Consider the following 15,550-nt stretch of genomic DNA (forward strand, 5'->3'; position numbering starts at 1 on the left):
AAGATATAAAATCCTTAAGACTAGAATTATTAATTGAATAAAAAGCATTAAAAATTGAATATGTACTTAAAAATAGACCAATACAAAGAATAAACGAAACAAATAAATATTTAATAAAATCAAGTTTAATGTTCTTTTCTTCACCATAATTTGAATTTATTTTTAAAAATCCATTATTAATTATAAAAAAGAAAGATATTACAATAACAAAAGAAAAATAAACACCTTTTTTAAATAATAAATTATTGTTAATTAATTCGTTAGAATACCAATCAAACACACTCATATTATTTTCTAGAAAGTACTTGTCTAACTGATAAATACCTGTGAAAACATATTTAAATATGTAAAAAACAAATAAAAATGAAACTAATCTAAAAATAATATATTTTAAATTTATAATTACACTGCTATTCGTAGTATAACTATATCCAAATTCTGTTTTTAATCGCTCATATCTGAAAATAATTATAGATAAAGTAAAAACAATCATTGGGATATAATTTACTTCTAGAATACCAGTTTTTTCTATAGTAAAATATAAATCCTTTATATATGGTATGTCTTCAAAAAAAAATATGATTAAAAAAGATAAAAAAGAAGAAATCTTTATAGAATTAAATATGTTTCTAACATTAAATAGATAAAAAAATCTATCAAATATTCTTCCATAATTATTTATTCTAAACTCATTATATATTTCAATTACTACAATTGTTAAACACAAAAAAAATACTTTATCTAAAATCATTTTTTTATTTATTATTACTCAACAATCCCAATCTACTCACTTTTTAATATTGTTTTTTTGGTGTTCGTGAATCAAAATCAAGAGATTCAATTTCCAAATCACGATTCTTCCACGATTTTGATCTCCTCCTCACTCAACCCATACAACCCATACACCATAAAATCAATCTCCCGCTCTAACGCACTCGTGTTTGTATATTTGGTTACGCATTTAAAATTTTATTTTTTTCTTTTTCAAATTCTTCTTGTGTGAGGATACCACTATCAAGTAATGCTTTTAGTTCTTTGAGATGATTAATTTTATCCAACTGATTGGTATTATTTTGAAGCGGAACATTTTCATTTGAACTTGCTATCGGTTGATGAAATGGTTCTTTGTTACTTAATCGTTCACGGTATAAATCATTTAAACTTTTACCATTTGATGAAGTGTTAATGGGTTCATTATGATACATTGGCGAAGAAAGATGATTACTCGTACGTTCAGACGAAACGGTATTGTTAATGACAACCGATTGCCTTTCCACATCTTTTGTTACCGCCCAAATTAAAGCAACAAACCAACCAATAAATGACCAACCAAAAAAAATATTTACCAACATAATGGCTAACCAATTTGATTTTCCTCTGTAAAATGCAATTATTGTTGGTAAAAAGTAAAGTAAAATGATAATAAGGATGGTTAAAAAACCTAAACCTGCAATGTATTCATTCATATTTCTATTTTTTTAAATTTATTTTCCCTTAACTATTCTCTACTATATTGATTTCCCCCTCACTCAACCCATACAACCCATACACCATAAAATCAATCTCCCGCTCTAACGCACTCGTGTCCGCAGTAGGGTTGGACTGCTTTATAGCTAAGATTTCATCGACTTTGGTGATGAAAGGCTGTTGGTCTTTTACTGAAATATATTTTAACGGTATCTGTTCAAAAACAACTTTAATCATTTTTTTAGAGTTACCTTGTAATTCAGGAAAATCACTTTCAAAACAAAATTTAAATAGTTTCGAATTTAATAGACAAACCAGATATTCAATATCAGAACCAGTTATAAAAAAACACCTATCATTAGTATAATATTTTTCTTTGTCCAATGTAAAGGGCATCAATTTTGAAATATCAGAATAAATGATTTTTGGATATTCAAATTCTTCTAAATAAGCACAATTTCTCAAATTATAAGGTGTGTTTCCTTGATCAAATCTAATTTTTAATTTATCCCAATATAAGTCTAAGTAGTCCTTTATAGTGGGATAATCGTTAATTTCAATAGGCTTGATTCCTTTTTCTTTAATTCCATTATGTACATTTATCAACCAAAGATTTTGATAGTCATGGTAATATTTCTTAATATCTCTACCTCTGAGTAATGGTTTTAATAATTCTTCATTTTTAAAATCTTTTTTTACTAATTCATTTTTTGTTTCAGAATCAATAATAAATGCTTCATTAAAGCCAGTAATAATACCTCTATTTATTTTAATTTTCCAATCAATTAACTTAGTTCCTTGATTTTCAATTTTGCTTTTTATATCGAAACTTAATTTTTCTTTTATAATCCATGAGGTTTCTGGAAATTCATTAATTTCAATATATTCACTATTAAATATTTTCTCTAAGTCTACTAGTTTGTTTTGGTCTTTTCTAGTAAATCGAATAACTTTAATTTTATTTTTTTCATTGGATTTTTTTAAAGTTATTACGTTTGTTAATATTGTAGCACTATCAAAAATTTCACAATCAGAAAAATCAATTAAGTCAATTATTTTAGTTTTATTTTTCAAATAATCTCTTAATTGTTTACCATAATTTGCTCGCATCCATGCACTTCCGGTAATAAAACAAAGTAATCCTTCTTGCTTTAAAATATCATTTCCTTTTTCATAAAATAGGGCATATAAATCACCCATACTGGAATATGTCTGATAGTTAAGCTTTTCATATTGCTTAGACATTTCTTTCATACTTTGAAGTTGAACATACGGCGGATTCCCAATCACCACATCAAAACCCACAAAATCCCCTAGGTCATTCAGCACCTCCGGAAACTCAAACCGCCACTCAAACGCATTTTCATATATCTTGTTACTTTTGATTTCTTCCAGTTCGGTTTCCAATTGTTTTACGTCGGCACTCAGCGTGTTTACTTTTTTGTTCCACTCGGCTTCTTCTTTCTTGCTGCGTTCAAACAATCCTACTTGCTGGGTGTAGTTAAACAATTCGCCTTTCAGCTTTTCTAACTTCAGCTTTTTCGGGTCGTTAATGCCAATCTCACTCCTAAAATTCCCTTTAATGTCGGCAATCAATTGCTCCATTTCCCGCTTTTGCTCCTTGTTCTCCGCATTGCGGTACGTGGCCACCGCCAACTTATAACTCTCCATGTTCCACTTGCTCTGCTTCAAGGCTTTCTTCAAATCAGCCTCCAACCCAAAACGGCTAATCAACGAGTTCCCGCATTTAATGTTAATGTCAATGTTCGGCAACGTCTCCAACTCCCTAAACCCTAAACCGCTCTGTCTATTCTCTATATTCTTTTCTCTATTTTCTAAACCGCCCTGTCTATTTTCTATTTTCTTTTCTCTATTCTCTCTATAATAAGCATTCTTCAACAACTCAATCCACAACCGCAAACGGCAAATCTTCACCGAGTTCGGGTTAATGTCCACGCCAAACAAACAGTTTTCAATAATCGTCTGCTTTTCGTGAAACAAGGTTTCTTGTATGCGTTGGCTTTCTTTGTTGTTGGGGTTATACACAAACGGCAGTCCGTCTTCATCGGTCACCATCAATTCGTCATTCACAATGTCAATCTGGTAGCCTTTGAGTTTTTTACCTTCTTTGTCCACCAGCACGCCTAAATCGTGTTTAATCGCAATCATCTCATTCAACGCCGATACCAAAAAATGTCCAGAACCCACCGCCGGGTCACATATTTTAATGCTGTTGATGATGGAATTGGCTTCTTTTTCGGTAAAATCTTGGTTGTACAAGGCAACAAAATTGGTACAATCCCAACCTTTTACTTCGTTAAACTTTTGCAGCACCGCCCGTCGGATGGTTTCTTTACACATATACATCGTAATGAAACCGGGCGTGTAAAACGAACCGTCTTTGTAGCCGTTTATTTTTTCAAAAATCAAGCCCAACACCGAGGCGTTAATCAAGGTTTTGTTGTCTTCCTGAATGTCTTCGCTGCCTTCACTCGCAAAATCATAGGCATCCAAAAACGAGAAGAAATAGTTCAACGCATCTTCGGCACCGGTTTTCTTTTTGCCATTTGCATCTTTAATCACCGTAGCACTCAAATAGGGCAGCGGAACATGGTCTTCCAACCCCGAAATAAACAAGGTTTGGTGTTCCAACTCGGTGGGTTCAAACAGCGAACTGTTCAAATACGGCACTTGGGCAAAGAGTGTTTTCACGCGTTCGTTGCGTTCCTCCGGTTTTTTGGCCAAGACCATGAAAAATAACGCGTTCAGGTTATCGTAATCATGCAACAAGCCGGCATGCAAAAACGCATACGTTTTGTCGCCTTTGTGGTAACTGATCAATTGGGCTTCGAGCAGTTTCAAAAACAAAATACGGTTCACCCACGTGATACACAGTTCCAAGGCTACCGTAAACAGGCGTTCGTCATACGTATCGCCATATTGTTTGGCATTGGGCAGTCGGTTAATCTTATCCAAACTGTCCAACTGATGAATCGTATTTTCCAACAATGACCCCGCTTGTCGCAGTCCGGCTTTGGGCCGTTCGATGAGTTTTTTGCCGCCTTCTTTTGTTTCGGTTAAGCCAATCAAATGCAACAATTCGTTATAAAAGTTTTTGTCCAACGAGTTGCTGTCATTGGCAAACGAAAGTTTAAGCAAATGCTCCGGCGAAAGCAATTTATATAGAACGATGAGTTTGGCATCGTCGGTTTTGTCGTCGTTGCGAAGAATTTTGTCGTAGGTAGCCAAATCAAAATAGGTGTATTCCAGTTTGTCCACCACCGTTTCAATAAACGGTTTTGCCATTTCCCGATAAAAGAAATCAGTAGAAGTCACCGAAAGATTTCCACTTTCAAAGTCTTGAAATTGTTTGACAAACGCTTTGTTTTGAGCAAATAATTTGTCAAACAATTGCCCGTCAAAAATAAACCACTCGTTCAGGTTGGTCGCCACCAAATGTTTGATTTCAAGGTTTTTGTGCAAAATGCGTTCCCGCAAAAAGTAGAGCACCAATTCCTGCAACGCTTTACTGTTGAGGTTGTTTTTGGAAATCATCTCCGCCTTATTACTCGGACTTTTCGCTTCAATAATCACCCCAACGGCACTTTTGGCGTCTTTTCCGGTGTGAATGACTAAATCTTTACTGTCTTTGGTATTGATAAAGAAGTGGGGTGAATAATAGGTATTCTTTAAAAAATCGGAAATTAAGTTTTTGTGAAACTCTTCCCGTTCTTTACCGGCATGGTTTAACAAGGTAATTAAATTGCTTTTAAACAATTCAATCCCGGTGCGGTTGGGTTTTATTTTTAAAAACGCTTTATTGAGGGCTTTGCGAGGTTCCAGGAGCATGTATGTTTTGTTTATTTCTCAAATATAAGTAATTCTGTAAAAAATTCAATTCAACGAGCATCACCTTTCGTTTATGCAAAATAAAACGAAAAGGCAATACCCTTTTTACGGATTCCCGTATTCTGTAAAAATTGTCAAAGGAGTTCACCCACCTAAGGATAGGTTTTTGTTTTTGGAATGGCTAATATAGGAAAAAAGTAGTAAAAAAAAGAAAATAACTGAGCCTTTTAAGTCCCCAATGTCCCAATTGTCCCCAATGTCCCCACCGTCCCAATCTTCACAAAAAAAATCCTCGCAAAAAAATTAAAAAATGATTTTTATTGCGAGAATTAAAGTGAGTTCAAATCATCAAATACCCCCAAATCTACCAAACCTTAAAAACAAAATAATTGCTGTTTAAATAAAAAAATCCTCGCCATTAGTAAAGTTATATAAATTAACTTTATTTCTTAACGAGAATTAAATTAAGAGTAATATATGGGAATCAAAGGATTGGAATTATGAATATTAATCTTGATATATAATTATTTTTTTTGCTTTTTTTAAATTAATTTTATTTTCTTCATCAGTTTCATCTTCAACAACAATAGCATCTTTTTTATCTGTTGATTTTTTATCTTCCTCTTTTTTTGTAGTTGTAGTTTTAATATTTGTTGAATTGAAAACAGAATAAGTAAGAGATACAAAAAAACCTGTTTTGAATTTTTTACTATATTCTAAATCTAATGGAGTATCATATAAAGTATTTCCAATGTCAGGATACAATGCAGATTTTAGTTCTTTAGTCTGCAATATACTTATTCCAAGCGTTAAGTTGAGTTGTTGGTTTTGACCAAAAAATTGTGTAATTCCGGCAAAATAAGCAATGTTGGTTTTGTCTGCTATTGAAGCACCGGCTCCTACTGAAAAACCTAATCCGTAAAAATCAGAAAATTTAGTTCCAAGATTAGCTAATGCAGCAATACCAACGGGCAATCCTTCTCTACCGGTAGCTACTAATTTATATTTTGACTCTTCATTAATAGTGTTGTCAGTGGGTTGTTTTTGCCAGCCATAAGTTTCAGGCCTAAAACTTGAACCTATAGATAAAAATGGTCCGGTACTAAAACTATAAAACCATCTATTTTTTACACGTAAGTCAATAGCAAATTGTTCAGCACTCAAGGGCATTGTTAACCATTTTTTTATTTTATCACTGGAGTTTGGATTTATATCAACAGTAAGTTTCAATTGATTTCCGGTAGGAAAAATGGTTGGATATATATATTCAAAATTTTGACTTATAAAGTTGTTTTGAAAGTGAACTAAATCAATAATTTTTTCTTCAGTAATAGTTTCAATGAGTGTCCCATAACTTTCAATTTTAGTTCTTAACACAAATAGATTAGAAATAGTTGTATTGAGATCATTTATTTCATTTTCAATTTTGATCTTCTGTTTTGTTGTTTTGAGTGATTCTTTTAAAACCTCTAATTTTTCCTCTAAAATAGCACTAGTACTTGTTATTTTTGAAATCAATATATTGTATTCAAGATTCAGCTCATTTAATTCTTTGTGTAAAGTTTGAAATTTTTTAAGGTCTCTCTTTTCTTCACAACATTTTACATCTGGCAAACAAAGAGAGTATGCTTTTAAAAAATTTTCAGTTAATGAATCAATTTTATTTTTAAAAGTTTCTAGTTTTTCTTTTAAGGCAGTTTCTTCATTTTTAAGAGAATCAAAATCTTTTGAAATTGACAATTCAGACATTTCTTTATTAGTAATGGGATTAAAATTTGATTTATCAATGTTAGAAAGTGCTTCATCTAGATTTAATTTTTTTCCTAAAAATATTAATTCAAAAATAGCAGGAGTATCGCTCGTAAATAGTATGTCTTCATAAGACACAGTTGAGGTGTACAAGTATTTGTTGATGTTGATAATTTTAAAACGAAATCCTTCTTTATATTTAACTTTAATGTCATTAATGTTTTTAATAACATTACCTTGTCCATCCAAAAATTGTTTACATTTAAAATCATAAACCAAGTCATAGCAATCACAGTTGCAACTATTTGTGTTTATGGGCGTGGGTATTTCTGAACAATCTTTATTTTGAGCAGAGAGTGTTGCAGTAATCAATAGAATGAGTAAGTAATATTTTTTTGTTTTCATAATTAATGTTTTTTATTTTAACTTATTGTTAGCGTTCCTCTTTGATTATTTGCGGCATAAACCACTCGAACATTAACCAAATACTTTCTGCCTTTAATTAAAGGCAATATAATTTTAGCATTTGCATCAGTACCGGTATCATCATCACCGCTCAAGTAATGTTTCTCAGCTCCATCAATTTCCCATATTACCATAACAGTGTCTAAAGTACCGTTAGTTTCAAAAGTGTATTTTTTAGTCACTTCTGGTTCAAATTCAAAATCTTCTTGAAAACCGGATTGGGCATTAATTGCTACAGGACTGTCTTTTTGAATTTGTATACTATTGGTAGTTAAAATCGGATAAATTTTTCTCATCCCTTGAATATCATTTTCAGACAAAATACCTGGTGGAAAAAGACCGTTGTTGTAGGGTTCTGGATTTAATATTAATCCGGCATCAAATTCGTATTGCATGATAGACTTTGGATCCCAAGAAGATCCAATAACCTGATTAGGGGGCATTTTGTTTAAAATATTATGGTCAACAGTTTTTTTTGACCAGAAATTAGGACTTCCTCGAAATGCTCTATAAACAGCAATAGTATTCCATTCAATACCGGAAAATGGACTCTGATGCTCATGTTGAAAACCAAGTAAATGACCTATTTCATGAAGGGCAGTCGTCATACCATAACTATTCTGAGTTAAATCCCAACCAAAATTCATAGTATTCTTTGTGATGGATATGGTTAAATTATCTCTACCAACATATGACCATGATCCATTAGTAAGATCAAATCCAATTCTACAGATTGAAGCTTCAATTGAATTGACTTCACTGAATGAAATACCTATTCCTAATTTTTTCCAGAGAGCAAAAGCATCTCGAACTACTTTTCTTTGCTCTTCAGCCCCTCCTGTAAAAAAGTACTTTATATCCGTACCATTAACCCATTTTTTATTGCCGGAGAGAATAAAACTTTTTCTTTCTTCAGAGATAGTTGATGAAAATTTTGTAGGCTTGACAATGGGTTGCTTACAATAGACTTTTTTTAATAATTTATTTTTCATAATTTGAGTATTAACCTTTATAAAATAAAGGGATTAGTAAGGTGTAAAGTATCAATACAATTGAAATCACAATATCAAAAGGTAATTCCAATATTTTTTCATCGTAGGGCGAACAAGTTGCTAAAGCCCAAATAAAAAAACCGACGGTAGAAAATAAAATTTGTTCTTTTTTATTAACTCCTGATATTTTTTTTAAGTAAAAAGGAGTTATTACTAATAAGATTCCAATAATAATCCATAAAGCCAGTGCGTTTTTTTCTCCTGGATTATTGGTTGATGAACCAATAATCAGTCCGTACAAGGTTAAATAGGCTGCTACGATCTCTGATGGAATTAATTTCACTAATCGTTCTTTGTAGGGATTTGGTGTTCCTGTTTCATTTTGAAGTGCAATTTCTTTTGCGGATTTAATTTCTCTTGCCATAATGAGATGTTTTATAAATTTCTTACTCCAAAACTACCCCATCACCATCACCCCAACACTAGCTTTTAAACTAATTATAAATAGGTTTTTACCTAGTCTATTGAAAATCCATAACTTATAACGTTTTATTAAGAAAAATACCTATTTTAGCTTTTGAAATCAACGATAGGGTAAAAAAGGAGAGCAATTAGGGTTTTGCCTATACTAGACGATTTTTTGAGTTTTGATATTTGTAACTCAAACCTAAAACAGAAAACAATGAAAACAGCAACTTTAAAAACAGGATTATTTGGATTAGTTGGAGCAGGATTGATAACCTTAACTGCTTTGTACCTCCTCAAAGAAAATGACGAACCAAACTTAATAGTAGTTTCAAAAGATTTGGTCGCAAAAAATAGAGATTTAATTTCTTGGGAAAATGAGAACAGAAATTTTTATCATAGCGATAATACTGGTGCAGGTATTGCTTGTGAGGACAATGTTATTTTAGATTTAAACAAACTTAGTTCAACCGATGGCAAATTGGTAGGAAAATGGTTAAAAGATAATTCAAAGTATATTTGTTTTGAAGATTCTTATAAACATATTGAAAAAGCTCATATAGTTACTAATACCATCTTTATAAATAATATTGAAAACGAATCTAAACGAAGATTAATAAATTATGAAGATTTAAAGAGTATGTCAAATCTTTCAATCAGAATATTAACTCCTAATGAAAATTTTGACAGTATTGGTTATGAAGGTTATTTAAATTTTTTCACCATTTTTGGTAGTAGTCCCAGATTTATATATGATATAAATCAAATTGATGAAGGCAGTTACAGTATTCCTTTTTTTAGAAGCATAAAAAAAAGAATCGAAAAAGAATTAAACATAACAATTAATGAGAGAGAAATAGAATTCACATTTGTTAGTACTAAAAATCCTGAAGGAAAAGCTGTAGTTGCCTTTAAAGTTGAGTTTAATAGAGATACTAAAACTTTCAAAGAGTATTATAACTTTTCAACTGATCCGGGAAAACCATGGAGTTATAAATTTCTTTAAAACTAGTGCTACAATTTCTTTTTGAAAATATAAAACCGGTGATGGCAATGGTCTTTTTGACCACAATTATCGGTTTTATATTTTTAAATCCTAAGAATACAAATCACAAATTACTGCTATTAATTGTTTCAATTTCTTCACTAAACGAAATTACAACTTTATTATTATTGTATACAAAACAGCAAAACTACATCGGTAGATTATATTCCATTAGTTTTCCATTGTTTTGCTTGGGATGGTTAGCTATTCTGTATAAAAATCAAATAAAAAAAAAGGAAACAATTACAGTGGCACTACTTTTTTTGTGCTTTGTAATAATTAACTTCATATGGCTACAAGGAACAAAAAGCTTTAATTATTACACTGCTGTTGTAGGTTCATTTATATATATCGGGTTAGTAGCATATGAAAGTTTTACACAACTCAAAAATGAAAACATAGAGTTTATAGTCTCCAATAATTATCTACTGCTTCTTTCGCCATTACTATTATTTTTTGGATTTGGTCAAATGTTCGGATTTGTTAGCAGAGAAATAACCCAAACAATCATTCTCTCAAATTACAATTTATTTGAATTAGTCACCAACTTTGTCAATGTTTCCTATTATGCCATGATACTAATCTACATATTTTTAGAAAAAAAACACATTAGAAATGAATAATTTTAAAATTGCATTAGGTATTCTCTTATCCATTGCATTAACTTGCTTAATCTTTTTATTTTGCCTTGCCTTAGTCAAACTTTACATCAAAAAAATAAAACAACACAACCAAAAAGAACTTAACTTTCAAAAAGAGTTAAATACCGCCATTATCGAAACCCAGGAGCAAGTACTCAACAACATTTCGCAAGAATTACATGACGATGCCGGGCAACAATTGACCTATATCAACTTTCAACTCGAAAACCTTAAACTCGATAAGCCGGAGTTAAATGCTCAGTTAGAACCTTTGTCGCAATCGGTGGGAAACTTGTCTCAGTCCATTCGCACTATCAGTCACTCGCTCAATAACCAGTTGCTCATGCAACAAGACATCATCAAAGCTATTTCTACTGAAGTCGAACGCTTGCAAAAGAATCCCAAAATTAATTTTCAACTGCAAGTGGACGAACCGATCCGAAAAGCGTTTACCACCAATGAAAAAATTGTAATTTATCGTATATTTCAAGAAATAATCAACAATGCCCTTAAACACGCTAAGGCAACTGAAATAAAAATCAGCATTACCGCTTCAGACTATTTTAGCATGACCATTCAGGATAATGGAAAAGGGTTTGATAACGCCCAACCGAGTAACACCCAATCGCTGGGATTATTTAACATGAAAAACAGAGCATCGATACTGGATTACGACCTAACAATTCAATCAACACCGGGCGAAGGCACTCAAATTTGTCTTTCGGAAAACAAAAAATAGGATGGCGAAAACAACACTCTGCATAATCGACGACCACGCCATTGTGCGACACGGTTTAAAAGAATTGCTTCAAAAAATGAACACCTACGATGTGATTCATGAATTTGATAACGGAGAAGATTTTTTACAAGCATTACCCTTACAACCACCTCCTGACATGTATATTTTAGACTATTCGATGCCCAACATGAACGGGATTGAGGTACTAAAAGCTCTCGAAGATAAAGATACCGAATATAAGGTGCTTTTACTCACCCAACATTTTGAAGAAGATATTATTAATTTAGCTTTTCATCATGGAGCAAGGGGTTTTTTGCATAAAAATTGTTCAGCCAATGAACTGAAATATGCCATCGATAACATCATCAACATTGGTTTTAATAACATTACCGATATACTCAAGCGAATTCGCCATTTTGACCCTACACCAAAAACACAATCAATAGAGATTGTCTTAACACCAAGAGAAATACATTTTTTGCAATTGGTCTGCAACGAGGCAGAGTACACTTACGATCAGATGGCAAGTATCATGAACGTATCCGTTAAATCAATTGAAGCTTACCGCACCGCTTTGTTCGAAAAATACAACATCAAATCAAAGGTAGGTTTAGTGCTTTTTTCTTTTAAATATAAGTTAACAGAACCATTTCTCTAAAAGAATTTAAATGCTGAAAGTTAGATTACCTTATTTGTAAAAATTAAATAATCCTTATAAAACTACTGAAACCACATTTCTTAACACCTCTGTCATCGCTCTCCTTTAGTGAGCGATATTTTTTATACTCCAAAAAATTGTGGCAAAATTGTTGATTTGAAAAAATTGCCACAAGAAGCGTGGCAAAAAATTTTTCGATATAAAATTGCCACAAAAGATGAAGAAGATTGAAAAAATAAGCGATCAATTTGGGCTTACTCAAAATGATTTGGCATTGTTGCTTCGCGTGAGCCGAAGCCAACTATCCATGTATGAAATAGGCCAACGTGATTTGCCGGTTGCTGCCAAAGAACAGTTGGCACAGATGCTCGCCTTTATTCAAAAAAATCCATTACAATTAACAACAAGCAACGCTGTCTTGAAAGAGCGAGAGGAACAAAGGAAAAAGGTTTTGCAAGATTTGATTATCGTAAATAAGCACCAACAATTGATGCTAGATAAAAAGATAAATGCCTTGGAGAGAAAGCAACACGCTATTTTAAAGTCAATGCAGCTCGTGGCTTTTTTAGAAATGCAATCGACCGATAAGGGTCTTCAAGATAACCTGGTAGCCAAACTATTTAAAATGAAAGCAACATCGGCACTTGCTAAAAGTGGTTTAATAACCTTAACTAAATTGCAATTAAAGAAGGAAGTGTTACAAGCGGAGCAACAGCTGTTAGAAAATTTTATGCAAAAGGACTCATAACAGAGCAGGTGTAGTAATTTTTTAAGGTTTTATTTTTAAGTTTGTTGTTTCTTTAAATTTCGAAATATAATCACAAAAAAAATCCCTAGAAGTAGGGATTTTATTGCTTTAAATTTGATTGTCAACTTACTTAAAGTTTAAACTTTGTACTTTTAGTAAGTCCTTTTAAGTTTAGACCAAAATTTTGTACTGATTTATCTAAACCATATGACATTCCTTTGGCAAACACCTCTGAAATTCTATCCAAATCTTTTTCACTAATTTGATCACTTGAAATGTTTTTATCATCTCTTAATGCAATAAATCCTGCACCAATTGAGGTATATAACATCAAATCAAAATTAATCCAAGGTTCATAATAATTATCTGATTTATCATCATTTTCACTTTTTGGATTCCAATTATTTAGCATAGAAGAAAATTCCTGATTTTGATTTTCCATACAATCAAGCATGAATTCTCTTGAAAAAGCAGGTGAATATTTTGAAGATAAAATTTCATCTGCAAGAGAACCTATACTTGCTAAATCAGCCAATTTAATTTTTTCAATTTTTTCAATCGGGTTATTCAAACTTGCTTCAATAAGTTGAGAATTTCTCAGCAACTCAATCCAAATAAATCTTCTCCAACAAAAATATGGTTTTCTTCTTGTCATCCACGTGGCAATGTTCATAAAGTATTGTTTTATGGCAGTGTAATCATTTGCATTTAAACCGGTTTGTCTTCCAGCCAAATCATCATTTGAAAATCCTGACCCTTGAGAACCTTCTCCATTTAAATTAATATTAACAAAATGATGCCAAGTAGAATCTACAACAATTCGTCCTACATTTGCTAATCTACCATCCCACACTCCTATAGATGGAAAGGAGTGAGCTATTGTAGGCGTTTTACCTCCGTTTCCGTTATTAATGGTACTTCCACTTAATACAAATGAAGTGGCTATATTTTGAGAAGTAACAGCTACTCCATTAACTGAAAATGTTCTTTCCGGTTTACACTCGCCTTCATGAGGATGATCAGGCATAACGTCAATTATTGCAGAGGGTCTGATGGATGGGCTAATTGACAATAAAGGATGAGGTAGTCCGCCTGAAAATATTCTGGGTGCAATTACTTGTGGAATACTATCCGACTGATTATCAAAAAACATCGAGGTTGAACCGGAACTCGGACGGTTAGTGTCATTTCTAAATGCACCTCTCATCGCTGCATTTTGGTCTGTAATATCAGAAGGTAAATCAGTCCAAAAACGCATATCTTTTACTCTTGGAATATTACCACACAAAGCAGAACCTAAGCTACCATGATCACCTGTTGCAAAAACACCGCCGCCGCCATTCATGTAATTTTCCATTATGGGTAATTCTGTGGCCGATAAACCTGAACCCGAATTAATTCCAAAAAGCCATACTTGGTCAAAAGTATTTAATGTAACACTTGTTTGAAAATTAAAATTATTGATTTGACTAACTACTAAACTATTTGTACTTGGAACTGAACTACCTCTATGGCCAAGTGTAATTTGGTAATTGTTCCACGTGGTTGCTTGTAATCGATTGAAAATGGTTAGAAATTCAGATAAGCCTCCTGCTCCTGTCCCAAAATTTAAACCGCCATCTGTTACTATTAAAACTCTTACATCGCATCTTTTCCACCACCACCATTTCGGATAATATGGTTTTAAAAAATCAGGTCTTATTAGCTCTAATTTTCTGGTTAATGCAATTCTGTCTTCTCGATTAAGAAGATGAATGTTCTTAAATTTTAACTCAAGTTCTTTTAAATTATCCATTTTAAAATTTATTTTAAATTTACCTACTCTAATCAGTTTTCGGCTTCCCAGTCTTACTCTATTTTGGATTTTCAGATATTCTCCTTTTTGTATGTAGTCTTATTTGATAATTTTTTTTTAAAATGATTGTGTTACTGATTTCTCATTCTTTTTGTTAAACCAAGGAAATGATTTTTTTAAAAGTCATTTATAACACAGATGACACTTTTTAATTTTTGACAAATCAAATGTCATATAAAAGATTATTTTAAAAATCCCTACAAATGGGTATTTTGCTCTTAATAAAAATTTTACAAATGGAAAAAGGTTGTTGAGTGAGAGGATAAGGTAGGCCGAAAGTAACTCAATACAATTCAAAATACCTTATAGTATTAGCTGTGAAGAGCCCATTTTCTTTATCTAAAAGACATGTTTGAGGAGAATGATGGGGTTACTGATGTAACAACTTGATTTGTCAATAGTGAGTGAAAAATTACTTCCTCATTATTATATAAAAAAATATACGAATGCTATTGTAGTTCAGTTCATTACCACAATAGCATCCGTATAGTTTAAGATAAATATCCTCTACAGGTTACCTAACTTTGTTATTTATTTTTGATGGTTTTTACCAAGTTCCAATAGAAGTCGAGGATTAAAAGAACGGGATGGTTTAAAACGAACCCTAACGTTCATTAAATCCAATTCCAAACCCCAATAATGCAGCAGCTGTGGCCAAATGAATGATAAGCCAAATGCGTTGCCATTTTGGTCGTTCTTTCCAGGGTTGTTGCGGATTAAATGGGTCAAAAATTAGGGCAATGGCCAAAGAGGAGGCCGCATCAACATAAACTTTTGAATACAAACTTTGATAGAGAGCCAACAGTATAAACAACGAATATAGAGCAATGTTGAATTTTCTACTTATGGATGAATCCGTTTTTTCCATGATTATGTT

At 32.2% G+C, this 15,550-nt stretch carries 13 protein-coding genes; 5 read left to right on the forward strand and 8 right to left on the reverse strand.

The window, feature by feature from the left end; translation table 11 throughout:
• The 6 genes from ACIQ0M_RS10900 to ACIQ0M_RS10925 all read right to left on the reverse strand — a co-directional run.
• Positions 1-751 (reverse strand): hypothetical protein (locus ACIQ0M_RS10900; protein WP_396152144.1); only part of this gene is annotated, 751 nt, incomplete at its 3' end.
• 202 nt (positions 752-953) lie between these two features.
• Positions 954-1,466 carry a superinfection immunity protein gene (locus ACIQ0M_RS10905; RefSeq protein WP_396152145.1) on the reverse strand — a complete coding sequence of 171 codons (513 nt, stop codon included), beginning with the start codon at positions 1,464-1,466 and terminating at the stop codon, positions 954-956.
• A gap of 28 nt (positions 1,467-1,494) precedes the next feature.
• Positions 1,495-5,316, reverse strand: a complete 3,822-nt coding sequence (locus ACIQ0M_RS10910; RefSeq protein WP_396152147.1) for an Eco57I restriction-modification methylase domain-containing protein — start codon at positions 5,314-5,316, stop codon at positions 1,495-1,497.
• A gap of 507 nt (positions 5,317-5,823) precedes the next feature.
• A complete protein-coding gene (locus tag ACIQ0M_RS10915; protein ID WP_396152149.1) occupies positions 5,824-7,470 on the reverse strand; it encodes a hypothetical protein in 1,647 nt (548 codons plus the stop codon).
• 17 nt (positions 7,471-7,487) lie between these two features.
• The gene (locus ACIQ0M_RS10920; RefSeq protein ID WP_396152151.1) at positions 7,488-8,522 is read right to left on the reverse strand and encodes a M12 family metallopeptidase; all 1,035 of its coding nucleotides are present in this window, start codon (positions 8,520-8,522) and stop codon (positions 7,488-7,490) included.
• A gap of 10 nt (positions 8,523-8,532) precedes the next feature.
• Positions 8,533-8,946, reverse strand: coding sequence for a hypothetical protein (locus tag ACIQ0M_RS10925; protein ID WP_396152154.1), 414 nt, complete (start codon positions 8,944-8,946; stop codon positions 8,533-8,535).
• A gap of 258 nt (positions 8,947-9,204) precedes the next feature.
• On the opposite strand from ACIQ0M_RS10925, the gene ACIQ0M_RS10930 reads away from it, so the two are divergent.
• From ACIQ0M_RS10930 to ACIQ0M_RS10950, 5 genes are all read left to right on the forward strand, one after another.
• The gene (locus ACIQ0M_RS10930) at positions 9,205-9,993 is read left to right on the forward strand and encodes a hypothetical protein (protein WP_396152156.1); all 789 of its coding nucleotides are present in this window, start codon (positions 9,205-9,207) and stop codon (positions 9,991-9,993) included.
• A 5-nt stretch (positions 9,994-9,998) separates the two neighbouring features.
• Complete coding sequence (locus tag ACIQ0M_RS10935; protein WP_396152158.1) at positions 9,999-10,655, forward strand: hypothetical protein; 657 nt, start codon at positions 9,999-10,001, stop codon at positions 10,653-10,655.
• The gene (locus ACIQ0M_RS10940; RefSeq protein ID WP_396152160.1) at positions 10,648-11,412 is read left to right on the forward strand and encodes a sensor histidine kinase; all 765 of its coding nucleotides are present in this window, start codon (positions 10,648-10,650) and stop codon (positions 11,410-11,412) included. The genes ACIQ0M_RS10935 and ACIQ0M_RS10940 overlap by 8 nt, the downstream gene beginning before the upstream one ends.
• Before the next feature lies 1 nt (position 11,413).
• Entirely contained in the window at positions 11,414-12,070 is a 657-nt protein-coding gene (locus ACIQ0M_RS10945; RefSeq protein WP_396152162.1) for a response regulator, read from the forward strand.
• A 217-nt stretch (positions 12,071-12,287) separates the two neighbouring features.
• Complete coding sequence (locus ACIQ0M_RS10950; protein ID WP_396152164.1) at positions 12,288-12,818, forward strand: helix-turn-helix domain-containing protein; 531 nt, start codon at positions 12,288-12,290, stop codon at positions 12,816-12,818.
• Between the two features lie 130 nt (positions 12,819-12,948).
• Here the strand turns inward: ACIQ0M_RS10950 and ACIQ0M_RS10955 are convergent, their stop codons facing one another.
• Positions 12,949-14,613, reverse strand: a complete 1,665-nt coding sequence (locus ACIQ0M_RS10955) for a hypothetical protein (protein WP_396152166.1) — start codon at positions 14,611-14,613, stop codon at positions 12,949-12,951.
• Between the two features lie 664 nt (positions 14,614-15,277).
• On the reverse strand, positions 15,278-15,541 hold the full coding sequence (locus ACIQ0M_RS10960) for a hypothetical protein (protein WP_396152168.1): 264 nt from the start codon (positions 15,539-15,541) through the stop codon (positions 15,278-15,280).
• Between the last annotated feature and the right edge of the window lie 9 nt (positions 15,542-15,550).

It is taken from the genome of Flavobacterium sp. (assembly GCF_044339515.1).
Classification (GTDB): Bacteria; Bacteroidota; Bacteroidia; order Flavobacteriales; family Flavobacteriaceae; genus Flavobacterium.